This is a genomic window from Microcoleus sp. D2_18a_D3, from assembly GCF_036702455.1.
GTDB lineage: Bacteria > Cyanobacteriota > Cyanobacteriia > Cyanobacteriales > Microcoleaceae > Microcoleus.
This window is the reverse complement of sequence record NZ_JAUBTK010000023.1, coordinates 62,275-87,106: the sequence shown is the minus strand read 5'-3', so window position 1 is coordinate 87,106 and position 24,832 is coordinate 62,275. Positions and strand designations below refer to the sequence as shown.

The window sequence follows — 24,832 nt, the reverse complement described above, 5'->3', positions numbered from 1 at the left end:
TTGACAGTTGACAGTTGACAGTTGACAGTTGACAGTTGACAGTTGACAGTTGACAGTTGACAGTTGACAGTTGACAGAAGGAAGTTATTGTAGGGTGCGTCAATCGATTTTAGATTTTAGATTTTAGATTTTAGATTTACCCCACGGATAAATGCGGGGGCTTGAGGATTTTCGATTTGGGATTGATTCCACGGATAAATCACTTGGCGAGTACCACCTTTGAAATTCGCTTGTCAGGGGCGCTGAATGTAATGACTACCTATTCAAGAATTTTGCCCCGCTACCCTATGGTGAGTTAGTTACAACGAAGAAACCGGGTTTTTCCTCGAACTTGAGGATTTTTAGCAAATATTTCGTAAAAAACCCGGTTTCTGGCTATCTATGTAAGCTTACTTTTCAGAATTGGTATTATTTAAATATCCCCAAGCTTCTAACCTGCGAGTTACAATAGCTTGAATTTCCTGAGCGACTTCATATTCAGGCCGATCGCCATTTATCCGGACAATTCGAGATTTATTTTCCTGGGCTAACTCCGCAAAACCTTGCTGCACAAGGCGGTGAAACTTTAAATCTGCTTGCTCGATCCGATCGCACCCTCCCCGAGCCCTTACCCTCGCCAAACCCGCCTCCACATTAATATCCAGCCACAAAGTCAGATCGCTTTCCAAGCCACCGGTAGCAATTTCATTCAACTGCTTAATTAAATTTAAGTTAAGACCGCGGCCGTAGCCCTGATAAGCAATCGTAGAGTCAGTAAAGCGATCGCATAAAACAATCGTTCCCTTAGATAACTGGGGTTTAAGAAAAGTTTCGACGTGTTGAGCGCGATCGGCAGCGTACATGAGTAATTCTGCTCGATCGGATACAGATTCCCCCCCATCTTGTTTCAGCAACAAATGTCGCAGTCCCCTTCCCAGCTCAGTACCCCCCGGTTCGCGAGTAGCCACCAAGCGGACACTCAGAAAGCAACTTGCTTGCAGGAACTGTATCAAGCGCTGCATTTGCGTAGTTTTACCGGCACCTTCAACCCCCTCAAACACGATAAGTTTACCCTTCATTGCCCTAACTTCCCACCTGAATAAAATAAATCCATATTGTTCTGTGCATCTGTTCTATCTTCGGTATGATAATAAAGTCTAAATGCCTCACGGCTGGAGTTTTTTATGGCTCGCTATACTGGTTTTTTTATCGTTGCGGTTCCCATCGACCGTCTGCGTCAGTCCCTGATTGAAATTTTAGAGTCATGCAATCTTGATATTATCTACAATACAGGAGATTCCGTCATGGCTCGCGAGCTCCCAGGTCAAGTTTCGATTGCCAAACTTGTCACCGCAGAAGTCCTAATTGAGAAAAACACGGCCAGCGACTCAGAGGTTCGCATGAACTTCGTGATTAAAAACGAGGAACTGCCCCTGCAAACCAACAATCACTGTCGTCAAATGTTCGAGCTAGTGAGTCGTTCAATTATGAACAACAATAATTGGCGACTCTTGGAAAGTATGGCACTCTAGCCATCAGTCAGTTGATTGTACATTGTAGATTTTAGAGTGACTCCACAGATTTATCTGGGGCCTCGAACTAACGTCGAAACTTCTTTGGTCTCGGCTCCTGGTGTGGGGGGCTTGTATCCGTATTGGGAGGAGGTCATTATTCATTAGTTTCTAGCTAATGACCGATGACCTCCGACTTTTATCTGCAATCCCTAAATTTAAGCTCGAAATCCGCGTCGCAGCAGCAAAGAATTTGTAACCACGCTAACAGAACTAAACGCCATAAATGCTCCGGCCGCCGCAGGACTGAGTAGAATTCCGGTTGCAGGCAGCAAGATACCCGCTGCAACCGGAATTCCCAGAGTATTGTAACCAAAAGCCCAAAATAAATTTTGACGAATCTTATTAAAAGTAGCGCGCCCCAGCTCGATCGACTCAACAACATCCATCAAAGCATTTCGCATCAGCACAATTTGAGCTGTCTCAACTGCGACATCAGTACCGCAGTGCAAACCGATACCGACATCAGCTTGAGCCAAAGCCGGCGCGTCATTGATACCATCCCCCACCACAGCCACTTTACAGCCTTGGGCTTGCAAAGCCGCGATCGCCCTCGCCTTCCCCTCCGGCCGTACCTCGGCCAAAACATCAGCCGCCGTCAAATCTAGCTGCTGCGCCGTCGCCGCCGCCGCAGACGCCGTATCCCCCGTGAGCATCATCACCCGCAATCCCATGCCCCGCAAACGTTCCACCGCCGCCTTAGCATCCGGCCTCAGAGTATCTTTTAGCCCGATTACCCCCAGCAAAACGCCCCCAGAAGCCACGTAAACCGCCGTTTTGCCTTGCAAAGACCCCAAAAGTTCCGTCGCCACAGCGACCCCCTGCTCCTTCATCCACTCGGCATTCCCCGCGAACACCCGTCGGCCCTCCACCAAAGCAGAAACCCCGAATCCCGGTTCCGTGCAGAAATCCTCAGCAGCTAGCAGCGGCAAACCTTGTTGTTGAGCTTCCAGCAAAATCGCTGCGGCGATGGGATGACAAGCGCCCCTTTCCACCGCCGCCGCAATTTGCAGCAGTTTTGAGTCAACCGCACTTGCAGAAACTCCATCAATTGTGGAAGCAACATCTTGTTTGTTGCCAACATTAATATCTGAGTTCAAATCCCACTCGGAATTCTGGAAAACCGGCAAATAATCTGTGAGTGTGAGATTTCCGGTTGTCAGAGTGCCAGTCTTGTCAAAAACCACCGTATCTAATTGATGCACCCGTTCTAAAACATCACCACCGCGAATTAAAAGCCCGCGCTCCGCCCCGATGCCAGAACCGACTAAAATTGCAGTTGGGGTAGCCAGTCCCAAAGCGCAAGGACAAGCAATCACTAAAACTGCGATCGCCAATTTCAAACTTAAGAGCAAAGGCGATTGATAATGGATAATTGGCAATTCATTTCCCATATTCATTGCCCCGTGTCCCATATCCATTGCCCCGTGTCCTAAAAGCACAGAAGGCCAAATATGAGTCCCGGCAAAATACCAAAATAGGAAAGTTAAAACCGATATCCCCATTACCCCATACACAAAATATCCCGCCACAGTATCAGCTAAATTTTGAATCGGCGCTTTGCGAGTTTGGGCGGCCTGCACCAAAGCCACCATTTGAGCTACAGTTGTTTCCTTACCGGTGCGAGTTGCGCGCATCACAACTGCCCCGGATTTATTGATAGTTCCCGCCGCCACTGTATCTCCTGGTTGCTTCAAAACAGGCATTGATTCGCCAGTCAGCATCGACTCATCTATCGTTGTTTTGCCTTCGCAAATTTCGCCGTCTACCGGTATTTTTTCCCCCGGCAAAACTTGCAGCCATTCTCCGACTCGGACGCGATCGGCGGGAATTTCAATGTATTGTGGATCGTAGACCTCTGATGTCGAGTTTAAAGGCAATTCTTGCGATCGCACATCTAAAGTCGGGAGTTTAAAATCAACTAAGCGGGCTTTCGCCGGTTGCAATGCGATTAAAGCTTGCAAAGCTGATGCAGCGCGGCGTCTGGCTTGCTGTTCGAGAGTTTTGCCCAACAAAATAAAGCCCAGCAGCATCACCGGTTCGTCAAAAAAGCACTCCCATCCCATCCGTGGAAACAGCAGCGCCGCGTTGCTAGCGGTGTAAGCTGTAACAGCGCCTAAAGCTACCAAAGTATTCATGTTGGGTGCATTTCGCCACAAACTGCGGCACCCATCAACGATAATCGGGCGGCCCGGTACCAGCAAAGCGAGGGTGGCAAGTCCCCAGTGAAACCAAATATTGCTGAGAATTGGGGCTTTTGTGCCGAGTACGTGACCTAAACCGGATAGAATAATTAGGATCAGGGCGATCGTCAATTGCTTGATTTGCTGTCGAATTTCTTGCTGTCGCCGTTCAATTGTTGCCGCTTCTGCTTCCCGCTGATTTTCACCGGAACGAGACTGAGAGGGAAATCCATTATCAGTCAACTTTTTCGCTAAAGCCTCTGCATCGACAGCCCCCGGTTGACACTCAACCGTCGCGACTTCTACGGCCAAGTTAACGCAAGCTGAAATTACGCCTGAATACTGCATAAGTTGGCGTTCCACAGCTTTAGCGCAGCCAGCACATTTCATCCCGCCGACATCGAAAGTAACAAGTTCTGGCGGTGATTCTTTAACTGATATGATTTCTGGTTGGATTTCGGGGATTGTTTTGGGTAGAAATTGCATGGTTTTTTGGTATTGATTAGAATATTTCGGTGCTTGTGAAATGGTTTAATGCACTGTTTAGACAAATGTCTATATTTTTATCATAGATAAATATTGTGGCATCTTCCAAAAGTGTTAGTTTTTTTTAATTCTTATTAGTTGCAGGCGGTTAAATCCGCATTCCGGCAGGGGTTTCAACTACTTTCTGACTGCGAGTTTAATGCTAAGGCACACTTAGGACACCGCATTGCCGTTTCCTTATTTGATATAATGATCCCATTGCCTAGTTAATATCCAGCTTTTATTTGACGAATTTAGCTATGACAGAAACACCCAAATTTTATATTATCAAACGTCCTGCCGGTAATTGCGAGATTTTGCCGTTGGCGGAGCCCTCGCAGAGGATCGCGCAACTTGAAGAACAAAAATCCAGTATTATTGAAAAGTGGGGCCCTTACGATTCGGCCGAAGATGCGATCGCCCGCCGCATCGGATTAATTCGCGCCGGCAAATGCCAGCCGCAATGACGAATTACTATTGCTTTCCTCCCCATCGCGAAAGCTAACGTGATATCCAATCTGTTAGCATCAAAATTATTCCTATCTCTCTTCTCTGCATCTGCGTGAATCTGCGTCCATCCCTTGTCATCTGCGGTTAACATATTCTCTTTTTTTAACCGCAGATGAGGGCAGATTAACACAGATTAACGCAGATGAATTAGATCAATTTCGGTTGCACCGGACGCATTGCAAAAAATAGCGAAGCATTCGAGTTTAAAATCTGGGCTTTTAGCCGTAAATCTTCGCCCGAATGCTTTTTTTTAACTGAAACCTTACCAGAAAGAATTGGTTTAAAGCCGGAACCCATAAGCGGGAGAAATTAAAAGAAGACTATTCATTACTCCAGTCCTCTTCCTTCCAGGTAGAGGTCGCTATCAACTGTCAACTGTCAACTGTCAACTGTCAACTGAAACAGGTTTTCTACCTAGATTTAGAAGGTGCTGCACTCGGTTTTGCTTGCGCCGCATTCGGTTTAGGTGGCGCTGCATTCGGTTTCGACTCCGCCTTATTGTTCCCTGTTTTACCAGTAACTTGCTGTGTCAAAACTTCCATAGCTTTCGCGTACTGCGGATCGGCCGTCGTAGCGATTTTATCGCGATCGCGCCTCAATTCCTGTTTTTGAGCCTCGGTGAGTTCTACCTTGAAATCCGGTTCAATCCCGGCCTTGTTGATATCAGTGCCCTTGGGAGTAAAATACTTGGCAATTGTCACCGCCAAACCGGCACCATTTCCCACGCCGCGTACTGACTGAACTAAACCTTTACCAAACGTCTTTGTTCCCACTAAAACCGCGCGTTTGTTGTCTTGCAAAGCACCGGATAGAATCTCGCTAGCACTTGCTGAACCGCCGTCTACCAGTACAACTAACGGTTTGTCTGTGAGATCTCCCTTATTTGCCGTTTGTTTATCGGCCTCACCGACTCGATCGACCGTCGAGACGATCGTACCTTCTTTGAGCCACATCCGAGCAATTTCAATACTTCCGTACAGCAACCCGCCGGGATTGGAACGCAAGTCTAAAATATAGCCCGTTACTTTTTTCTGTTCCAAATCCTTAATTGCCGATCGCATTTCCGATGCAGCATTCGCACTGAACTGATTTAAGCGAATATAGCCGACTTCTCCGATCGGGGTTTTCTGCACCGACTTCCGCACGGGATGAATTTCTATTTTAGCGCGTTTCAGCTTAAATTCTAATTCTTTGTTTCCCCGCAAAATAGTCAGCGTTACTTCAGTATTCACCTGGCCACGAATCAAACTTACCGCTTGATTCGTATCCATGCCTTCTGTGCTCTTGCCGTCAATCTTAGTAATGATATCTTTTGCCAGAATACCAGCACTAAAAGCAGGGGTATCTTCGATCGGCGAAATCACTGTCAACTTCTTAGTTTCCTCATCTTGAGTCAACTGAATCCCAACTCCTGTCAGTTCCCCAGAAGTTTCAACCTGCATATTTCTGAACTCTTGAGGGTCCATAAACCGCGTATAAGGATCATCCAGCTTCTTCAGCATTTCCCGAATTGCTTTGTAAGCTTCGTCGTCGCTGGTATAAGTCCGGTTCAAATAATCATTCCGCACCGCTTTCCAGTCAACCTGGTTAAAAGTGCCATCAACATAACTTTTGTCAATAATTTGCCAAACTTCATCAACCAACTCTTTAGGGCTTCCCCTAAAAGAAGCCAGAGATTTAGAACTGCAACCAGTGTTTGCAAGAGTTACGGCAGTGAGTACCACCGCTGCTGCACTTAGAACAAGCCCTCGTTTTGTTATAACCATTTGTGTGACGCGCGGGAGGAAAAGAGTTCAGAATAATTACGCTCAATCTAACACAGGCAAGGCCCGCTCGCGTTTGGCGTACATATATTATTCAACTTTGCCGAGTTCTGCGGTATCAACTTAAGAGTGAAACCCTCTGTCTTTCTCGTTTGTATCGAACCCTAGATCCCCCTAAATCCCCCTTAAGAAGGGGAGTAGGGGTTGACTTTAACCTCACCTGTCTCCCCTTAACAAAGACTTAGATCGCTCTTGTCCCCCCCTTACTAAGGGGGGTTAGGGGGGATCTCCGGGTTTAAAACACGCATTAGGGGCGATCCTCTCCGAGGGCTGCGCTAACGACAGCAATTAAGGATCGACCCAGCGATCGTCCGATTTAATCAAGTCAATCAATTCTGCCACCCCTCGGTCTTCCGGCACTTTCTTAATTTCTTCCCGGCCCCGGTACAGCGAGATATAACCCGGTTGCTTCCCGACGTAGCCGTAATCAGCATCAGCCATTTCTCCCGGCCCATTGACAATACAGCCCATTACTGCTATATCCAAACCCGTGAGATGCTTCGTCGCCTCTCTCACTTTGTGTAACACTTCCTCTAAATTAAACAAAGTGCGACCGCAGGAAGGACAAGCGACATACTCAACCATCGTTTTCCGCAGTCCCAAGGCTTGCAGAATGCTGTAGCAAACGGGAATCTCCTTTTCTGGGGCCTCTGTCAGCGAGACGCGGATGGTGTCACCGATACCGTCAGCTAACAAAGGTGCCAGGCCTGCGGTGGATTTGATGCGGCCGTATTCGCCATCTCCTGCTTCCGTGACGCCGAGATGCAGCGGGTAATCCATGCCGAGTTCGTCCATCCGGTGCACCATCAAGCGGTAAGCAGCCACCATCACCGGCGCGCGGGAGGCTTTCAGGGAAATTACGATATTTCGGAAGTCGAGGGATTCGCAAATTTTGATGAATTCCAGGGCGGATTCTACCATGCCTTCGGGCGTGTCGCCGTAGGTAAACAGCATCCGTTCGGCGAGGGAACCGTGATTGACGCCGATTCGCAAAGCTTTGCCTTGGTCGCGCAGGGAAATCACCAGAGGTTCCAGGGTTTCGCGGATTTTTTCGCCAATTTCCGCGAATTCGCTGTCGGTGTATTCGCTTCTGTCGGCTTTCGGCTTCTCGAACACGTAAAGTCCGGGATTGATTCTCACTTTGTCTACGTGTTTGGCCACTTCCAGGGCAATTTTCATGCCGTTGTGGTGGACATCGGCGACGAGGGGCACGGGTTGGTAGGTGGCGTGCAGTTTTTGCTTGATTTCGGCTAAAGCTTTAGCGTGGGCCATGCTGGGCACGGTGACGCGGACGATTTCGCAGCCAATCTCGTGCAAGCGCCTAATTCCGGCGACTGAACCGTCGATGTCGAGGGTGTCTTCGTTAATCATCGACTGGACGACGACGGGGTTGCCGCCGCCGATGGTGACGCTACCGACTTGGACGGGTCGGGTTTTGCGGCGTTTGATGGTGGTGTCGAAAATCGGTTGGCTAGATGCGGTTTTAGTGGGGTTCGGCAGAGTTTGCATAACTGGTTGCGAGTGTTCTGTAATTAGAGTTTATAAAATTGTGTCTGCTGTTTTTTAGGTTTGCACAGAAAGGGTCTGTTTGGGCAAAGAGGTTTTGGGATTTAGGATTTTTGATAGAAGTACGATCGAACTTGTAAGTCACATTATGTATGTTTGGGCGATCGGGTGATCGATTTTTTAGTATTAAAATTTAACATTCCGGGCGGGCAATATGCCCATTCCACAGATGAATCCGGGGGCTTGTTTAACAGTTGATAAATTTTAGGTACAATCTAAGATTATTGGGGGCGATCGCATCTAGCAAAATTATCTCGATAGTTTGGAGTCTTAAACACTTATGCCAGATGAAACGATTTGGATTGTGACCGCCGATACTTCGGATGAGTCTCCTGATGCACCTGATTCTGACGGTGCGAAGAATGGGGGACATATAGGCGTGGATTGGAGTGATGCTTGGGACGCGCAGCCAAATGAGCCGACCCAAAAGCAGGCGGCAAAAGCGGTTGATAGCTTGCGACTTCACAATGTCAGTATCAAGAAATTAGAAAAAGAATTGGTTGACTTGATGCAAACGGTAGATCAAATGTTCACCCGTGCGGATGCGGAAGCTGACATGAAATCGATCGAGTTATCTGAAATTGATTTATCCGTTGCGATTAACGCCGAGGGTTCTTTCAGTTTAGTCGGTCTGGGAGCTAAAGTTGCAGATACCAGAACTGTATTGTTGAGATTTAAACGGAAGTCTTAAGGTGAGATGGGAAAAAATTGGGCGATATCAATTGGCATCAATAAATATGAGTTCCTGCAACCGCTGAAGTATGCCAACCGGGATGCACAGTTAATGCGAGAGTTTCTTGTCAAAGAAGCGGGGTTTGAGCAAGTCTTGTTCTTCTCTGATGACTCGCCCGATTATAAAGGTCTACAGACTCGTCCTTTTTTTGCCAATCTAAAAAAAGTTTTGAGGACGATGTTTGAAAAACCCTTGATGGCAGATGGGGATAACTTTTGGTTTTTCTTCAGCGGGCACGGGATGCCCCATAATGGGTGTGATTACCTGATGGCTTGCGATAGCGATCCGGGGGATGTTGAACATACGGCGATTTCGATTAATTATGTAACAGAACGTTTGCGTCGCTGCGGTGCTGATAATGTTGTCCTGATTCTGGATGCTTGTCGTGGGGGTCAAGGGAGTAAATCAGGAGAAGGAATCGGCAATCAATCGGCTGAAGTTGCGCGCCAAAAAGGAGTCATTACATTTTTTTCTTGCAGTCCTAATGAGTTGTCATATGAACTTGATGATTTACAGCAGGGTGCTTTTACAAAAGCATTTCTGGACGGGTTAGGAATTCAAGGTCAATGTGCAACTGTTGAGCGATTGAATCATTATTTGAGTGGGCGATTGCCTGAACTTCTCCGGCAACACAAAAGCGAAAAAGTGCGACAAACACCTTACGTTATTGCAGAGCCTGTCACGAAGTGTCACTTAATTCTTTGCCCGCGATATGCAACCTTCACTGATGTTGCAACGATAAAAAATGATGCTTTCTCTGCTGAAGTTCACAAAGATTTTGATTTGGCAGAACAGTTGTGGATTCGGGTGTTAGCTGCATCTTCCGGTGATATGGATGCTATTAAAGCACTAAAAAGAATTGCCATTGCACAACATCAGCGGAGTTCTGAAGATCGTGCTAAAACCGACCAATCTCCCCAACCTGCACCTCATAATTCTACTCCTATTGAGCCTGATGTTCCTCTCAAATCTGAGCGGCGAGTAGACTACACTAAGTTGCGCGATTTACTGGCAACTGGAAAATGGAAAGAAGCGGATAAGGAAACGGCTAACAAAATGCTGGAAGTAGCGGCGAGAACAAGCGAAGGCTGGCTGAGGGAGGAAGATATCGATCAATTTCCCTGTGAAGACTTGCGAACTATTGACCAACTTTGGGTAAAATACAGTAAGGGACTCTTCGGCTTTTCGGTGCAGAAACGCATTTATCAAAGTCTGGGGGGAACCAGGGAATATGCTCGTAAAATATGGGAAGCGTTTTGCGATCGCGTAGGTTGGCGTGTGAATAGTGAGTGGAGAGAATATAATGATCTAAAATTCAACACCAAAGCACCTGAAGGACACCTTCCAGCAGGGGGGGGTGGGGCGGCTCCTCCTTCTCTGGCGTCGAGACTTGTAGACTGTAACATCTAAGCGTTTCAGGGTTTCATAAAGATTTATTACAAAGGCAAAAACCACGAAACCACGCCAGTTCTACGTTTCCGATACCTGGCATATTCAATTTACCAAATTACTAAAGAGTAGAAACTAGCTATTTTTTGATCGGCTGTAATAATAGCAGCTTGACTTCTTTTGGCAACTGCTACAACCACTCTATCTGCTGGAGATCGGTGTTCCCATTCTAATTTGACACTTTCTAGCCAAATGTCCTCATCAATTGGAACGATCCGAATAACCTTAGACTTTTTTAAAGTAGCGATATAGTCATCAATACTTACTCCTAAATCTAACTTATGATTTTTGATCTAGATAGCTATTTCCCAGATTGCCGTTGATGGAACTAAACCATTTTTTTCTTGTTCCATCTGCTGACAAGCATCTTTTGCCGATTGAGAAAGTTTCTCTGGATCTAAACTCCACCAGATGAGAGCGCAGGTATCAAGGACAACAGTCATACTTCCTGCCATTCTTCAGTTGTTGGCGTAGTTAAATCTTCAAAATATTTTACTTTCCCCCGCATATCCTTAAATAATTCTTCAGTTGAAAGAGACTTTTCATACTGAGAAATTATCACAACTGGTTTAGTCCCATCCATCACTAAAATATCTTCGCCTTCCAGCTCGACAAGTCGCAAAAGTTCTAGTAATTGAGCGGTTAATTGACTTTTGTCTATGGTTTTCATAGGACAATGATTGGTGTTGTGTTAAAACTCTATTATATCTTAAGACGGTTCACTTAGCTAAGCCTGTCATTGCGCTACGGGAAAGCCATCGCAGGGACTTTGCTCAGTTCTCAATTAGCTGAGGTGCGCGATCGAATAATTACTTTTTTAACGGAAAAATATTGTGTTACAATAAATCAACCTGAGTGTTAACATCGCAACTGTATGACAGCTAAAATACACATCAGCAAATTAGGTAATTCCTTGGCTTTGCCAATACCAGACTACATAGTAAAGTTTCTCAACCTTAAAGTCGAAGATTCAGTAATTTGCAGCATAGAAAATGGGAAACTGGTCATAGAGCCTGTAAATAATAAAGTATCAAAGTATACCCTAGATGAATTATTGGCAGGCGAAATAGAATCTAGCGAAGAAGTCTCTTGGGGAAAACCAGAAGGAGAGGAAGTTTGGTAAACTATATCCCCGAACGAGGTCATTTTATTCGCCTCAATTTTGACCCTCAATCAGGACACGAACAAATGGGGACTAGGCCTGCACTGGTGGTGAGTCAAACTAAATTTAACCGAAAAATGGGGTTTGTGTTTGTTTGTCCCATCAGCAACACACAACGCAAAAATCCGTTTTATCTTCCCATTCCAGAAGGTGAAGCGATAACAGGTGTAATTATGACGGATCAACTCCGTTATGCAAGATTATGGCGCAAGGCAGGCAAGTTTTCTTAGTGAATGTCCAGAAAATATAATTGAGGAAGTTTTGAGGCGAATTCAACCTATTTTGTTTGAGAATATGACTGTTGATGAATAGTTAATCAAATTATAAACTAGATTTGTAGTTGGCATTAAGCATCAAGAGTATGTAGAAATCTCTCTTGCGGATGATGCGATCGCCCCTCCTCCCCAGCAAAACTAAAAAATGTACTGGCAAATCCCTTCACCGACCCAGGCTCAGCAGTTAAATAATCTGAGGTTTTCCATTGGACGATCGCACAAACGCACCAACCACCGCAGCTAACAACCGCCGACCTCTAATTATCGCAGGAATTCTCCTCGGAATCGGTCAATCCGGCTTTTTTGACGGCATTGTGCTGCACCAACTCCTGCAGTGGCACCATATGTTTAGCAGCGTTAAAACCGATTCTACCGTTGCGGGTCTAGAATTAAATACCCTCGGAGATGGATTGTTTCACGCTGCGGATTGGTTGGTAACAGTGGCGGGAATCTTCTGTTTGTGGGGTGCGGTGAAGCGCAAAGATGTTCCTTTGTCAACTCAAACTTTTTTCGGTTCAATATTAATTGGTGCTGGATTGTTTGACTTTGTTGAAGGCATTGTTGACCATCAAATTTTGGGAATCCACCACGTCAAACCCGGTATCAACGAGTTAGCTTGGGATTTAGGATTTCTCGCTCTTGGAGTTAGTTTAGCGCTGTTAGGTTGGATGCTGGTACAGAGGGAAGTTCCCGCAGATACTAAAGTTTAAATGAATGCAGAGATTGGGAATTATACCAAATCCGCGTTACAAATCCCCCACTCTCTTTTTAACTCATCAGTTCATCCCGCAGCATCCAACCACGCAATCAAATCCTCTTGACTCCTAAAATCCAACAAAGCTTCTCCCAAATCATCTAACTGTTCCACAGATAACCCCTGGATACGAGTTTGAACTTCCTGTGTAACATCACCCACCCGCCGCACGAGTAGACGCATAATTAATCCTATTTCCCCTTCAATTTTACCCCTTTCGATTCCTTGTTCGATTCCTTGTTCGATTCCTTGTTCGATTCCTTGTTGTATTCCCTGTTCAATCCCCTGTTGTAGACCAATTTCTATCCCTTTCATCACAGACCCGATTTGGTCTTGGATAAACATTTCTCGCTTGTCTACATCATTCAATTCGTCTAGGGTCAAATTTGCTCGGTTGGCAATTCCCAGCGCGGTATTAATCTCTTCAATAGACCCCAATGTCTCTGGTACTGCTTCCAAAGAGGGCGCATTTTTCATAAAATAAATCCATTTTTCCGGCAGAGTTTCGAGTTCATTCAATTCTTTTTTGAATTTCGGTAACTCTACAAACACTAATTTTAACTCGCAGTTGGGATAGACGAATTTCTCTTCGGTTTCTGTGAATTCAAAGTTAGAGATTAGTTTTTCGGTGTTTTCAAATAAGATAAAGTCGGTGATGGTTAAAGCAATGACCGGATTTAACTTTAAATAACCTTCTCCGGCTTTGAGTTGAGTAGAATAGGTTTTGGCTGCATTGTACACTACCCGTTTTTCAAAGGCGGCGACGTTGAGTACCTGCATTTCCACAATCACGGTTTTGTTTCCGGTAATCTTGGCTTTGACATCCAGGTAAGTGTCTTTCAATCCTGTAACGCTTCCCGCTGAATAAGGGTCAATTATTTCTAATTCTTGGATGGTTGGTTCTCCGTTATACAGCATTGCATTTAGGAAGCTGATGAGAATTTCTGGATGTTCGGAAGAACCGAATATTCTTTTGAATGCAAAGTCTGTTTTGGGGCTGATGAAACGCATATTATAGAAGGAAGAGGGAAGAGGGAAGAAGGAAGAAGGACAATGCAATATTTTAGGGATTTTTAGGTTGGTAGTTGCGCTTTACCACCCTTAGCGCAACTACGAAGTTTTTCAATTATCAGCCTGTGGCTTGAGTAGTAGCAGGCGACATAACTAGCTTTCCAGTTATATCCATCGTCGCAAGCTTCAGCACTTCATTAAAAGCTAAACCCCGAATTTTGAGTTCCCACCGAATGCCTTTTGCTTTCATTCGCTTGGCTTTCCGCATATCGACATCAGCAGCTTTTTGATGCAAGAGCAAATATTTCATTGCTGCTGTAGCTTCTACTTTTGTGGGAAATGCAATATAGGTGATAAATCCGCCGTCCCAGTGATTGGCGTTGCGGACACTGCTGATAGTCGCAACTCTCGGACTAAAGCGGTTCCAGTAAAAGTCGCTGTAGCCGATCGACTCTGTTTTTACTTGGAGTTTGTTTGCCATTTGACTTAACTCCTATAACCTTGTGTGCGGGGTTAACAGCAGGGCTTTGATTCTGCTATTTATATTATAGCATTGGGAAGTGGGAATTGGGAGCGAATGCTGGCTGTTGTTTTACCTCCCAGACTGCTTCTGTGAAGTCGGGAAAGTAAAATATCCCCAATACCTTTAGTTCTTTTTTGTCTCGAATACAACTGCCTCAAAAAGCTCTACAAGCTTTAAGTCTGAATAAACCGATAAATACAAATACTTTTCCAGTTTCTGCCGATTTCTAGGTAAGAATAAACCTAAGCCTGATAAGTTTTTATACTTATGCCTAATTCTTGAGTCCAGTAATTCACCATTCTGTTGCACTCTCTGAATGAGAAAATTATTTAAAAATAACAATAAATCGTTACAAGCTGACGGATTTGCACCTGATAATTGGGTAAGTTTTTGTAAAAAATTTGCGAAATCTACAAAGGTTTCTCCAAAGCTACGATAAACTACTACAGTAGTGTTATTGGAAAAATTGACTTCAGGCCCTAAAATTGAGGATATAAAAACTTTCACTGGCGCAATATCTGCTTGCAAAATAGAATCAATCACAACATTAACTTTTTCGGTAAAGTAGCGGAAATAATGATTGTTAGTTAATGTCAAACTATGGTACATATCAGGGTGTTCATAATCCATAATTTTTTTAGCTAGCTGAGAACCATCAATGTCTGGATAATCGCTCACATGGCTTAACAATTGCTCATAATAGTAATTTGGCACTCCAAGTTGGAGTTGAGATGAAAGCGTATACTTAGCAGTATCTTGGAAGGTATGGTGTACTTCAATATTTCCTTTATTACAATTTTGGAAAAATAATAATTCTAGATTTCCCTTTACAGATTGGTTAAAATTCAATATAACTTGATTTATTTTTTGAAGATTCATCCATCTAATTTCTGAAATTAAAGGGGACGTGGGATGTTCGTCGGGGCTGATTTCCATAAGCGTTCCGCTATGACCTAAAAACACAATAGCCCAGCGTCTGGCTTGAAATTGAGATTTTGCCCAAGTCAGATACTCACTCAAGACTTCTGCACTACTACTATCTGCTGTTACTAAGTATTGGGTATCAACTTTACCTTGGCTAATGATGCTTCTAGAAACTTGTGCTGAGCCACTAAAGTCTGATTGCACTACTACTAAAACTTTGTCATTTTTTACACCTTTACTTAGCATTTGAATAATTGGTTGTCCGAATCTTGAGAGATTATTGTCATAGGGCATCCAGTATAGTAATATCCAGTCATAAGGATTTTTGACCGGACTTCCAAGCATATATTGGCTTTCCGAGTAATATATTGTCTCTATTAAAGAACTAATACTTACTGTTATCAGTTTGATGGCTTTTCTTCTTTTCACATTCTCTGCTCCTGATTGAGGATAGTCAGCTTTTTGTAGAAGGTATTTTTGGCTAACTAAAACCTCAATTCATATTCAGCAGTGACGCGATTGTCTCCTTGAAAATTACTGGAACTCCTGAGTAAAAGTTTATCGCTCAATCGATAGCGCACAGTAAATTCTGTTGGTTGATTTGCTGACAAAACTCGAATGATTGATGCTGAAATATTGCGCGTGATGTCAAACCCAACTTCTAAACCTAAACCGAGAGAACCTGCACCCGAACTGGAACTAGCACTTTGTGCTTCGTTCCCTCTAATCCGAGTGGGAAATAAGCGAAATTCGCTCAATCCTGTGGCGTTAGTAATCGCAGATTGAAGGTTGTTCAATAAACCCGCACCCGCTAAATTTGCGATCGCCAGTGTACTGTCTCCCTGTCCCAAAGTCTCCACGAAACTGCCGCCTAACAGCGCTACAATCTCTATTTCCGATCGACTCGGAGAACTCCTCAACTCCAGATTTTCCCCCAACTGAGAAGCCCTTCCCTGCACTAACGCTTGAACTCGGACACTCCGCACATTGCCGAAAGTTGTCGGTTCGTCTGCTATTTCAGAGGCTACAGATGTGCCGGGAGTGCGGAACCGCGTTACTTCCTGCACCGAAGTTGCTAATCTCACATCCAGCGTCGGATCGAGTCCTTGTGTTGGTACAAAGGTAGCAGTCTGCGGGTATCCTCGATCGAGTCTAAACTGCGTTGTAAACAAATTCACCGACCCGGAAGTCAACCGAATCGTACCCTCCGGGCGAAGGTCATCTAAAGTTCCATTCACCGTCAAGCCCCCAGTCGCCTGAAAACTCAATATCGGCGCACTCGTTACCCGAATTCCCCGGCCCAAATTCAGCCGCAAATCGTTCAATCCAACTTCAAAGGAAGGGGAAGGGGAAGGGGAAGGGGAAGGGGAAGTCGCAGCAGAAGGGGAATCAGAAACCTCAGTCGCAGGAGAAGGGGAAGATGTGGAATCCGAATCAGAATCAGAAGCAGAAGAGGAAGAAGCTAACTGAGTTGTGCCACCGCCGGGACTCCGGAGAAATACTTCACCGTTGTAGAGTTCAATATTACCGCTCAACTGCGGGCGCCTAGCCGTGCCCCTTGCCTGCACTTGACCAACAACGCCGCCGCTGTACAATCCTCTCAGGTTCACTGCCAACTTGTCGAGATTCACAGCCAGGGGATTATCCGCATCGACATCGCCCTCGGCGAAGGGCACAGACAGCGGAATCACGCCAGCAGCCACAACTTCTCCCTGACTCAACTGTCCCCGAATTCCTTCTACCCGAATACGATCGCCCTCAAAGCGCACCGTCCCAGTTACCCCTGTCAGCGGTTCTGGGAAGGCTTGCGCGCGGACAGTTGCATTTTCAAAATTTGCAATTCCTTGCGCTACAGGGTCTTCCAGCGTTCCTCCTACGCGAATTTGCACCTGTCCCTGGCCACTGACCCACGCCACCTGTGGAGTCAATACATTAATAATTGCCAAACCTTCATTTTGCAAATTCGCCCTCACATCAATTTGATTGCTATCAGCTTTCACGGCTGCAAACGGCAACTCAAAAGGCAAACTTCCCTGCACTTCAATCGGTTCGGTTTGAGTTACCAAAGCGCTGCCGCCAAAATTCAGGCGGGCATTGCTGTAACTGAAACTGCCGTCGGCTTGTTTAATCGGTTCTCCGTTTAGCGTACCCTCAACCAAACTCAATTCTCCCGTGGCTTGCGGGTTTTCCAAACTGCCGGCCAAATTCGCCCGCAAATTCAAATTTCCCGTGACATCCACAAAAGGCAATTCCACCAGTTCTGCTAACTCTTCCACCGGCACATTTTCTACCCGCAACTGCCCGGATTGAGCTTTTTGCCCGAGTTGTCCCGAAAAGCCGATCGCACTTTTGCCCGATCGAATTTCCAAAGGCAAAACAGTTAAGATTCCGTCCTGAAAACTGCCTTCAAGGCTGAACTTTTCAGCGACATATTCTCCCCACTGCCAGTTATCGCCTTTCACGTTAAATTGAGCTTGCACACCTGTTTGTAAAGAACCGGCGACAGCAATTTCCGCGCCAAAAGTGCCTTGCAATTGAGATAAGGGAGGCAATTTTTCTGATGATTTAACTGCTTGCTGCTGCTGCAAAATTGTTTCAATTTCTGCCAAGCGGCGCAACTGTTCGATTAGCGGGGCTTCTGGTTCTCCCACTGCTACAGTTTGCACGTCGCCACTGTCACCGTAAACAGGAGGTTTTAAGCCTCTCGCCAAGTCGCCTAAATTGAAATATTGCAAAGCGGCTAAAACCTGCTGCAAATTGCCTTGCTGGACGTTAACTTTCCCGGCAAATTGCGGGTTGGCGCCTGTTTGAACATTGCCGGAAATTAAGTATTGACCGCTGCCTTGGCGGAATATGCCATTTGTGAGAGTGGCGCTGCCGTTAGCGTAGCTGAATTCGGCTTGGAAACTGTCACCTTTAATGTAGCCGATCGCCGGTTGGGCGATCGCAATTTGTCCGCTTGCTTGCAAAGTCGCCGGATTTAACGGCATCTTCCAACCGGGCACATTTACTTGTCCCGAAACCGTACCAGTTATCGGCCCCAAACCTGCCTCTTTACCGGGTGATAGATTCAAAGCAGCGAGGGGAAAATCGCTTAAATTAACTCGCAAAGTTTCTCCCTCGGTTTGGCCGCTAGCCACAGATTCCCCGCGTTGAATTAAGAAAGATGTCGGCAGAAAAGATTGATTTAAAGCGACTTGAATTTTGTCTTGGCGACCGGCCAAACGCAAATCTACACTTTTCCCAGCATCCGCATTCACACTCCCCGCCAGTACCGGGTCAAAAGCGACTTGATTTACTGCTAAACCCCGCACTTCCACGTCGCCAACTAAGCTGAGTTCGGCGAGGGTTCCGGTGAGGCTGCCGGTAAAATCGACATTGCCGCGCAGGGGTGGGTTTTTCTCTGAAGGATTTTTGTCACCAATTGGTGACAAAAATCCTAGTTGTTCTGCTGGTAAGGCTGCCAGGTTAAAGTTGGCGAGTTTGACATCCAAATCTACGTTGGAAATTGAGGGCCCTCCTTTACCTTCGAGTTCGACGTTAACAAAGCCGTTTGCTGTCAAACCGGGAGTTGTGGCGTTCTCAATTTCCACCCGTTTGCCGTCCCAATTAAATACTGCCTCGAAAGGTTGTTTCAAAAACGGCAATTCCGAGATGCGGAAACTGCCACCGGCGCGAACATTTTGTAGGGGCGGTGCCCCCGTGCCCGCCCCAATCGGGCCGGATAAATTGATATTGCCGTTAAACAGTCCTCCAAGCTGGGGGAGATTTTGGGAACCAGAGACTACACCTCCGGTTTGCAAGCTTTGTCGCTGCGACTCAAAAGCTTGCTGGAAGCGACTTAGAGCAATTTGCTCGCCCTCGATAGAAGCGCGCCAATTCCCCGATGCGGCGCTGCCTTTAGCATTGACAATTCCTCCGTCATTGGCGAGTCGAATTTGTCCGTCGCCGTTGGCGGTGATGCCGTTGGCAGTTAAATTATCTACTGTTCCCAAAATGCGGACTTGGCCGTCGAGGGTTCCGTTAATTTCTGGCGGTAAATCCGCTGTCAGCAAACCTGTTTGTTTGAGGGTTTGTTCTAAATTACTGACGGCAATTCCGTTGGTTTCCAGCAATGCTTGCAAGTTGCCGTTTTCCAATTTGGCCGTAGTATCGATCGCCCCGAGTCGATCGACCACAATCACTCCCTCTCCGCTACCACTAATTCCCTTGGCTGTCAAGTTATCCAAACTGCCCGCTGCTTGGAATTCGCCGTTAACTCTGCCGTCAAATCCTTTAGGCAAAGTCGCCGTTAGCGGAAACAGTTGGAGATTCCGAATAGTTTGTTCTAAGCGACTGAGAATAACTCGATCGGCATCGGCGAAAGCTTGCCAGCGTCTGTCTTCTAATTTACCTCTAAAAGCAAGAGTACCGTCCCCTATATTGAGTTTGCCGCTGCTGCTGACCCCTATGTCAGCGGCGGTTGAATTATCAAGACTGCCGCTGGCTTGAATTTGATTGGATATTTGTCCGTCAAGCGATTGGAGATTTTGGATTTTGGATTTTATATTGTTGATATTGGCGACTGTTTGGGGATTGTCAGCAGCGAAAGCCAAGCCAACATCTAACAGGGGCAATCCTAAATCTCCTAAGCGTTTGATGGAAGTGCGATCTGTTTCTGCCGTTCCCTGCCAGTTTCCCCCAGCCAATTCTCCTTTTAAATTAACATTGCTGCCAGCAAGATTGAGTCTGCCACTGCCGCTGGCATTGATGCTGCTAGCAGTCAAATTGTCAAGACTTCCCGATGCTGTAATTTGACTCGATAGCAGTCCGTCAATCGATTTGAGATTTTGGATTTTGGATTTTAGATTGTTGAGATTGGCAGATTGCTGATTTTCGGGATTGAATGCTGAAGCCACATCTAAAATCGGCAGTGTCAAATCTACCAAGCGGCTGATGGAAGTGCGATCGGTTTCTGCTTTGGCTTGCCAGTTTCCCGCTACCAATTCTCCGTTTAAATTGACATTGCTGTCGGCAAAATTGAGCAGACCGTTGCCACTAACATTGATTCCGCCCGCCGTCAAATTGTCAACATTGCCCGCCACTCGAAATTGACCTACTAGCTGCCCGTTTAACGATTTGAGATTTTGGATTTTGGATTTTAGATTGTCGAGATTGGCGGTTGTTTCCCGGGTTAAAAACGGCACTCCAATATCAATCAATTGATTGACAGCAAATTTTTCAGTGATGCCAAAAACTTGCCAGTTACCAGATTTTAGTTCGCCATTAACATCAACAATACTGTCAGCAATAGTCAGCGTTCCTTTGCCCGTCGCAGCGATCGCATTTAAACTCAAATCGTCCAGAGTTCCCGTAGCTTCGACGGTTCCACTGAACAAACCCGCTAGTTCAGGAGGCAAATTAAGGTCTGGTACGACTTGCTGCAAACTGTTGAGATCCACGCGATCGCCCTCGATCAAAGCTTGCCACTGACGGTCTTTTAGCGCAGCATCCACGTTAACAGAAGCGTCGCCAATTTTCACAACCGTATTTTGCAAATCCGCCGAATTTCCTCCGGCTCGAATTTCGCCCGCAGCGGGGAAAGTCCCTTGCGGTGCTTGCCATTGAACTCTAGCTTGAATGTTGTCTAACGGGCCGAAAATTTGAGCTTTTGCGGAGACACTGCCAATTGTAACAGTAGCAGGAATTGGGAGAGCGTAAATTTGGGCGATCGCATCTGCAGGCAAGTTTTCAGCTTGCAAGTCAAACACCAAACCAGATGGCGAATTATTACTTTTTAAAGCAATATCAACTTGACCTTTGCCCCCAATTTTACCCCCCGCCGCCGGCACTACCAAAATATCGCTCAAAGTCAAAGCTAAAGAGGAAAAAGGGCGAATAGAAGATTTAGGATTGGGAGTTGGGGTTTGAGCCATTCTCCCGCGTTCCAATTTGAAATTAGTGCTAATATTATTTAATTGCAGTCGATCGACTGTAGCGGGTTTTGTCGAGGCGATCGCACCTGTGAGCACCGGCAGATCAACGGTTCCAGTTAGCTTGGCATCCGCCTTCACCTCCCCTGCAAAAGCAACGGGCAATACTACTTTCTTTCCTAACTCTGTCTCCACCGCACTGACAACACTTGCAAAAGCGACTGGTTGCACGCTAGTTGTCAGATTGAAGCTAGCGTTCTCCAAATTAAAATTAGTTCCAGTTGCAACTGTTCCTGCTATTCTCAGCGGAATTAGACCGTAATTAGCCGCCAGACTATCGACAATAAAATTAGTTCCCTGAAACCGCAACTGACCGCTGCTATTTTGTATGATTTGTTTCAGCGGACGAATACTCGCTTGCACTCCTCCAAAACTAGCCGTTCCGGTAATTCCCGATACTTTATTCTCTCGCACTTGCACGGTCAAATTGCCATTAGCAAGACCTTTTTGTAAAGAAATGCCGGAAAGTCTTAGCAAGCGAGCGAGGTCGGGCAAAGGCAAATTTTGACCCTGCAACTGTACGTTAGTTTGAGCTGCAGGTAACATAGAGTCAGCTTTAAGTATAAAATTATCGCTGTTAGTAAACTGACCGTTTACTTCGTAGAGAACGCGCTGATTTTGGTCGCGAAATAGAGCACTGCCATTTCTCAGATTTACAGAAATAGGAGCCGAAGTTTTCTGTCCGACTGCGGGACTAGGCACCAAAACTGCGGCGGCATTTTCAGCTCGAATTGCTTCAACTTCTGTTTTAAATAAACCCGGAGATTTCCGCTCCGCAGTGGGAAGATTAACCCAGCGGCCTTTAGCATCCTGTTCGATATAAGCGTTGGCTTGAACTAAAGTAATATCTAATTTGAGAGTGCGGGTGAACAGCAGTTGCCAAACCGAAAACTTTACTTTAACTGCTTCTGTAGAAGCGTAATCCGGATCGGTAGGAGTTGCAGGTAAAGTCGATCGGCCAAACCGCAAACTTGTCAGAGAAAATCCCTCCAAACGTCCGAGTTGCACGGGCCGCTTCAGCAACTGACTGACTTCAGTTTCCACCAAAGGAGCTAACTTTTCCCGCACCCACTGGTATCCTAGCGCCGCGCCAACCAAGGCGAGAATGCCCAATCCCGTACCGCTAAGCAGCAGCAGACGCCACCAGCGGCGGTGGGGACGGGGTGCGAGTTGATTTTTGTTATCGTCCGAGTTAGTCATGGGTGTTTCTCAGAAATCAGAGAATTCAGGAATTAAGGGAATCAGCCGATTTTAGACAGGTATAATTTCTGCGATCCGCCAGCGTGGCTTCTGCCTTTGGTAGACTCACAAGTGAGATCGGAAGTGCCGATCGGGCGTTAGCGAAGCTTGCAGCAGAGGATCGAATTTCAAGATTCACGTCCCACTCCGGGGCAGAGTCCAATAACCTTTACTAAACTTAATCAAAACACGCAACACCACCTAATACCAAGTCCTCCAACTCCCCTAAATCCTCTCGATCCCGCTAGTGCAGGCTCGGTGGTCAATCTAAAATCTAAAATCTAAAATCTAAAATCTAAACACGTCCCCCTCCAGGGTAGACTCCAGAAACCTTTACCGAACTTAATCAAAACACGCAACACCACCTAAAACCGACAGTCAATCTAAAATCTAAAATCTAAAATCTAAAATCGCACGATCGCTCCTAAGATAAAAAAACGGTGGTTAAGAAGGTCTTTAAAACTTATGCGAGTGTTCGTCTTACTCTTCAATGCCCGCACCGAGAATGAGGGAATTCATACCATTCAACTCGGCGATCGCAATAAAGTTCTGATGTTTGAGTCAGAAGACGACGCCACCCGCTTTGGCGTGATGTTGGAAGCTCAGGATTTTCCCGAACCCGCTGTCGAGGCGATCGACGATGAGGAAATTAAGGAGTTCTGCGACAGTGTTGATTATGATTGGGAACTTGTGCCCGCGGGGGCGCTGGCGATCCCGCCAGAAGACAATGTAACACAGACTCAGTGGCAGCCGGAGCTTGAGCCGGAGTCGGAGCCGGATTCTGACGTTTCCCAAAACGAACTGGATTCTATTCGCCGCCGACTCGAAGGACTTTTGTAATAGTCATTAGTCATTAGTCATTAGTCATTAGTCAGCAGTTATTGGTAATGGGTAATGGGTAATGGGTAATTGCCTCTCTCTCGGAAGTAGATCTAGCCGATCGCCAGAACCGCAAATTTCGAGCCTTTGAGTCACGACTTCACCAAGCTCACCAGCGGGCAGGCAATGCGTACCCTATTTTGTAAACCTAATGACTAATGACTAATGACTAATGACCAATGACCAATGACTAATGACTAATCACAAAACATGAAAAATTTAGAAGAAAGAGGGCATCTGCTGACGGAACAGGTGAATGCCAACAGCGAGAATTTAGACCAACTCAGTTCGATCGAATTAGTGGACTTGTTCAACCGGGAAGACGCCCAAACCTTAAGCGCGATCGCCCGCGCCCGCGAACAGTTAGCCCAAGCGATCGACATTGCAGCCGAGTCTCTGCGTCAAGGAGGCCGCCTGTTTTACGTCGGTGCGGGTACTTCCGGGCGTTTGGGGGTGCTGGATGCGGCCGAGTGTCCCCCCACCTTCTGCACGCCGCCAGAACTCGTACAGGGCATAATTGCCGGGGGTGCGGGGGCTTTGGTGCGGAGTTCGGAGGATTTGGAGGATCGGGCTGAGGATGGGGCTGAGGCGATCGCCCACCGTCAAATTACCAATTTAGATGTGGTTGTGGGCATTACGGCTGGAGGTACGACGCCGTTTGTGGCGGGCGCTTTGCAGGCGGCGCGCCAGCGGGGGGCGAAGACTGTGTTTATGGCCTGCGTACCCGTCGAACAAGTGAATTTTGAGGCTGATGTTGATATTCGGTTGTTGGTTGGCCCGGAGGTAGTGGCTGGTTCGACGCGCTTGAAAGCGGGTACAGTCACAAAAATGGCTTTAAATATCATTTCGACTGGGGTAATGGTGAAGCTGGGGAAGGTTTACGGCAATCGGATGGTTGACGTGGCGGTTACTAATAAGAAATTGCGCGATCGGGCTGTGCGGATGTTGCAGGATTTGACTGATTTGAACCGGGATGAGGCGGGTTTTTTGCTCGAAAAAAGCGGCAAGTCGGTTAAATTAGCTTTGATGATGCACTGGACTAATTTGGAAAAGGAAGAGTGCGATCGAATTTTGGGCGAGTTTCAAGGCAATTTGCGATCGGCAGTAGCATCAATTAGTCATTAGTCAGTAGTCAGTAGTCAGCAGTCAGCAGTCAGCAGTCATTAGTCATTAACAACTGCCAACTGCCAACTGTCAACTGTCAACTGTCATTTGCGATATCGATGCAAAAAATTGTGAAATCTCTTCAGTGGATCTGATGTGATAAACACTTTTGGTATTTTGGGCGCGATCGACATACTCGCGATATCTGGGAGTCAAATACTTGTGACACAACCAAAGAACGCGGTAACTATTAATTGAACTCTTCAAGATCGGACTCTTGTCAGGCCAGCCTTCTGGTAGCCTAAAGCTACCTGTGATTAGTCGTTTAGTCACCCACCAAAAATGCACGTATAGGGGCAGATCGACAAAAACCAGAGTATCTGCCTCGTTGAGTCGAAGCCAGACGGTTTCCATACAACCAAAACCGTCTATAATCCATCGGTCAGTAGCCAAAATTTTCTCATGGATCTGCTTATATTCTTCGTTTGGAACCTCAGCGCCCCCAGATTTATATTGAATCTTATCCAAGGGGTAAAGTGGCAAACCAGTGATTTCTGATAATCTCTTGCTTAGAGTTGATTTACCGCCTCCAGCGTTGCCAAACACGGCTACTTTTTTCATAGTTATCCCTCTTAGTAATCATGCAGTTT

21 protein-coding genes are annotated in these 24,832 nt (G+C 46.2%); 9 read left to right on the top strand and 12 right to left on the bottom strand.

Translation table 11 applies throughout. The features are described from left to right. Positions 1-389: 389 nt before the first annotated feature. A complete protein-coding gene (gene tmk / locus QUB06_RS13625) occupies positions 390-1,058 on the bottom strand; it encodes a dTMP kinase (RefSeq protein WP_333435691.1) in 669 nt (222 codons plus the stop codon). Positions 1,059-1,163: 105 nt separating this feature from the next. On the opposite strand from tmk, the gene QUB06_RS13620 reads away from it, so the two are divergent. Next, a complete protein-coding gene (locus QUB06_RS13620) occupies positions 1,164-1,511 on the top strand; it encodes a hypothetical protein (protein WP_190659999.1) in 348 nt (115 codons plus the stop codon). 197 nt (positions 1,512-1,708) lie between these two features. On the opposite strand, the gene QUB06_RS13615 is transcribed toward QUB06_RS13620, so the two are convergent. Further along, positions 1,709-4,219 carry a heavy metal translocating P-type ATPase gene (locus QUB06_RS13615; protein ID WP_333435690.1) on the bottom strand — a complete coding sequence of 837 codons (2,511 nt, stop codon included), beginning with the start codon at positions 4,217-4,219 and terminating at the stop codon, positions 1,709-1,711. Positions 4,220-4,518: 299 nt separating this feature from the next. Between QUB06_RS13615 and QUB06_RS13610 the strand changes: the two genes are divergently transcribed. After that, positions 4,519-4,725 carry a DDE transposase family protein gene (locus QUB06_RS13610; RefSeq protein WP_333435689.1) on the top strand — a complete coding sequence of 69 codons (207 nt, stop codon included), beginning with the start codon at positions 4,519-4,521 and terminating at the stop codon, positions 4,723-4,725. A gap of 453 nt (positions 4,726-5,178) precedes the next feature. Here QUB06_RS13610 and ctpC read toward each other — a convergent pair whose 3' ends face one another. Next, the gene (ctpC, locus tag QUB06_RS13605) at positions 5,179-6,534 is read right to left on the bottom strand and encodes a carboxyl-terminal processing protease CtpC (RefSeq protein ID WP_333435688.1); all 1,356 of its coding nucleotides are present in this window, start codon (positions 6,532-6,534) and stop codon (positions 5,179-5,181) included. Between the two features lie 345 nt (positions 6,535-6,879). Continuing rightward, a complete protein-coding gene (gene ispG, locus QUB06_RS13600; RefSeq protein ID WP_333435687.1) occupies positions 6,880-8,100 on the bottom strand; it encodes a (E)-4-hydroxy-3-methylbut-2-enyl-diphosphate synthase in 1,221 nt (406 codons plus the stop codon). A 337-nt stretch (positions 8,101-8,437) separates the two neighbouring features. Between ispG and QUB06_RS13595 the strand changes: the two genes are divergently transcribed. Continuing rightward, positions 8,438-8,848, top strand: a complete 411-nt coding sequence (locus QUB06_RS13595; protein ID WP_333435686.1) for a Pepco domain-containing protein — start codon at positions 8,438-8,440, stop codon at positions 8,846-8,848. Positions 8,849-8,854: 6 nt separating this feature from the next. Then, positions 8,855-10,300 (top strand): GUN4 domain-containing protein, encoded by a 1,446-nt coding sequence (locus QUB06_RS13590; RefSeq protein WP_333435685.1) that lies wholly within the window; start codon positions 8,855-8,857, stop codon positions 10,298-10,300. 89 nt (positions 10,301-10,389) lie between these two features. On the opposite strand, the gene QUB06_RS13585 is transcribed toward QUB06_RS13590, so the two are convergent. The 3 genes from QUB06_RS13585 to QUB06_RS13575 are packed head-to-tail and all read right to left on the bottom strand — an operon-like array spanning position 10,390 to position 11,009. Next, positions 10,390-10,587 carry a PIN domain-containing protein gene (locus tag QUB06_RS13585; protein WP_333435694.1) on the bottom strand — a complete coding sequence of 66 codons (198 nt, stop codon included), beginning with the start codon at positions 10,585-10,587 and terminating at the stop codon, positions 10,390-10,392. Positions 10,588-10,632: 45 nt separating this feature from the next. Next, entirely contained in the window at positions 10,633-10,782 is a 150-nt protein-coding gene (locus QUB06_RS13580; protein WP_333435684.1) for a hypothetical protein, read from the bottom strand. Continuing rightward, positions 10,779-11,009 (bottom strand): prevent-host-death protein, encoded by a 231-nt coding sequence (locus tag QUB06_RS13575; RefSeq protein WP_333042194.1) that lies wholly within the window; start codon positions 11,007-11,009, stop codon positions 10,779-10,781. The genes QUB06_RS13580 and QUB06_RS13575 overlap by 4 nt, the downstream gene beginning before the upstream one ends. A gap of 204 nt (positions 11,010-11,213) precedes the next feature. Here QUB06_RS13575 and QUB06_RS13570 point away from each other — a divergent pair, with 204 nt between their 5' ends. The 3 genes from QUB06_RS13570 to QUB06_RS13560 all read left to right on the top strand — a co-directional run bounded on the left by QUB06_RS13570 (position 11,214) and on the right by QUB06_RS13560 (position 12,486). Then, positions 11,214-11,462 carry a hypothetical protein gene (locus QUB06_RS13570; protein ID WP_333435683.1) on the top strand — a complete coding sequence of 83 codons (249 nt, stop codon included), beginning with the start codon at positions 11,214-11,216 and terminating at the stop codon, positions 11,460-11,462. After that, on the top strand, positions 11,456-11,731 hold the full coding sequence (locus QUB06_RS13565; RefSeq protein ID WP_333435682.1) for a type II toxin-antitoxin system PemK/MazF family toxin: 276 nt from the start codon (positions 11,456-11,458) through the stop codon (positions 11,729-11,731). Before QUB06_RS13570 ends, QUB06_RS13565 begins: the two co-directional genes overlap by 7 nt. Positions 11,732-11,982: 251 nt before the next feature. After that, positions 11,983-12,486, top strand: a complete 504-nt coding sequence (locus tag QUB06_RS13560) for a DUF2243 domain-containing protein (RefSeq protein ID WP_333435681.1) — start codon at positions 11,983-11,985, stop codon at positions 12,484-12,486. Between the two features lie 71 nt (positions 12,487-12,557). Here QUB06_RS13560 and QUB06_RS13555 read toward each other — a convergent pair whose 3' ends face one another. The 4 genes from QUB06_RS13555 to QUB06_RS13540 all read right to left on the bottom strand — a co-directional run bounded on the left by QUB06_RS13555 (position 12,558) and on the right by QUB06_RS13540 (position 22,160). Next, a complete protein-coding gene (locus QUB06_RS13555; protein ID WP_333435680.1) occupies positions 12,558-13,541 on the bottom strand; it encodes an Rpn family recombination-promoting nuclease/putative transposase in 984 nt (327 codons plus the stop codon). Between the two features lie 118 nt (positions 13,542-13,659). Further along, on the bottom strand, positions 13,660-14,022 hold the full coding sequence (locus tag QUB06_RS13550) for a hypothetical protein (protein ID WP_333145635.1): 363 nt from the start codon (positions 14,020-14,022) through the stop codon (positions 13,660-13,662). Between the two features lie 165 nt (positions 14,023-14,187). Continuing rightward, a complete protein-coding gene (locus tag QUB06_RS13545; protein ID WP_333435679.1) occupies positions 14,188-15,417 on the bottom strand; it encodes a clostripain-related cysteine peptidase in 1,230 nt (409 codons plus the stop codon). Positions 15,418-15,473: 56 nt separating this feature from the next. After that, entirely contained in the window at positions 15,474-22,160 is a 6,687-nt protein-coding gene (locus QUB06_RS13540; protein ID WP_333435678.1) for a translocation/assembly module TamB domain-containing protein, read from the bottom strand. A 504-nt stretch (positions 22,161-22,664) separates the two neighbouring features. Here QUB06_RS13540 and QUB06_RS13535 point away from each other — a divergent pair. Together QUB06_RS13535 and murQ are read left to right on the top strand one after the other, a co-directional pair. Next, a complete protein-coding gene (locus QUB06_RS13535; protein WP_006633173.1) occupies positions 22,665-23,039 on the top strand; it encodes a DUF3110 domain-containing protein in 375 nt (124 codons plus the stop codon). 249 nt (positions 23,040-23,288) lie between these two features. Beyond that, positions 23,289-24,203, top strand: a complete 915-nt coding sequence (murQ, locus tag QUB06_RS13530) for an N-acetylmuramic acid 6-phosphate etherase (RefSeq protein WP_333435677.1) — start codon at positions 23,289-23,291, stop codon at positions 24,201-24,203. A 69-nt stretch (positions 24,204-24,272) separates the two neighbouring features. Here murQ and QUB06_RS13525 read toward each other — a convergent pair whose 3' ends face one another. Further along, a complete protein-coding gene (locus QUB06_RS13525; protein WP_333435676.1) occupies positions 24,273-24,803 on the bottom strand; it encodes an adenylate kinase in 531 nt (176 codons plus the stop codon). Between the last annotated feature and the right edge of the window lie 29 nt (positions 24,804-24,832).

Excerpts from the sequence above, each read along its gene's own strand:
- tmk (WP_333435691.1), bottom strand. The coding sequence starts at position 1,058 with ATGAAGGGTAAACTTATCGTGTTTGAGGGGGTTGAAGGTGCCGGTAAA.
- QUB06_RS13620 (WP_190659999.1), top strand. The coding sequence starts at position 1,164 with ATGGCTCGCTATACTGGTTTTTTTATCGTTGCGGTTCCCATCGACCGT.
- QUB06_RS13615 (WP_333435690.1), bottom strand. The coding sequence starts at position 4,219 with ATGCAATTTCTACCCAAAACAATCCCCGAAATCCAACCAGAAATCATA.
- QUB06_RS13610 (WP_333435689.1), top strand. The coding sequence starts at position 4,519 with ATGACAGAAACACCCAAATTTTATATTATCAAACGTCCTGCCGGTAAT.
- ctpC (WP_333435688.1), bottom strand. The coding sequence starts at position 6,534 with ATGGTTATAACAAAACGAGGGCTTGTTCTAAGTGCAGCAGCGGTGGTA.
- ispG (WP_333435687.1), bottom strand. The coding sequence starts at position 8,100 with ATGCAAACTCTGCCGAACCCCACTAAAACCGCATCTAGCCAACCGATT.
- QUB06_RS13595 (WP_333435686.1), top strand. The coding sequence starts at position 8,438 with ATGCCAGATGAAACGATTTGGATTGTGACCGCCGATACTTCGGATGAG.
- QUB06_RS13590 (WP_333435685.1), top strand. The coding sequence starts at position 8,855 with ATGGGAAAAAATTGGGCGATATCAATTGGCATCAATAAATATGAGTTC.
- QUB06_RS13580 (WP_333435684.1), bottom strand. The coding sequence starts at position 10,782 with ATGACTGTTGTCCTTGATACCTGCGCTCTCATCTGGTGGAGTTTAGAT.
- QUB06_RS13575 (WP_333042194.1), bottom strand. The coding sequence starts at position 11,009 with ATGAAAACCATAGACAAAAGTCAATTAACCGCTCAATTACTAGAACTT.
- QUB06_RS13570 (WP_333435683.1), top strand. The coding sequence starts at position 11,214 with ATGACAGCTAAAATACACATCAGCAAATTAGGTAATTCCTTGGCTTTG.
- QUB06_RS13555 (WP_333435680.1), bottom strand. The coding sequence starts at position 13,541 with ATGCGTTTCATCAGCCCCAAAACAGACTTTGCATTCAAAAGAATATTC.
- QUB06_RS13550 (WP_333145635.1), bottom strand. The coding sequence starts at position 14,022 with ATGGCAAACAAACTCCAAGTAAAAACAGAGTCGATCGGCTACAGCGAC.
- QUB06_RS13540 (WP_333435678.1), bottom strand. The coding sequence starts at position 22,160 with ATGACTAACTCGGACGATAACAAAAATCAACTCGCACCCCGTCCCCAC.
- QUB06_RS13535 (WP_006633173.1), top strand. The coding sequence starts at position 22,665 with ATGCGAGTGTTCGTCTTACTCTTCAATGCCCGCACCGAGAATGAGGGA.
- murQ (WP_333435677.1), top strand. The coding sequence starts at position 23,289 with ATGAAAAATTTAGAAGAAAGAGGGCATCTGCTGACGGAACAGGTGAAT.
- QUB06_RS13525 (WP_333435676.1), bottom strand. The coding sequence starts at position 24,803 with ATGAAAAAAGTAGCCGTGTTTGGCAACGCTGGAGGCGGTAAATCAACT.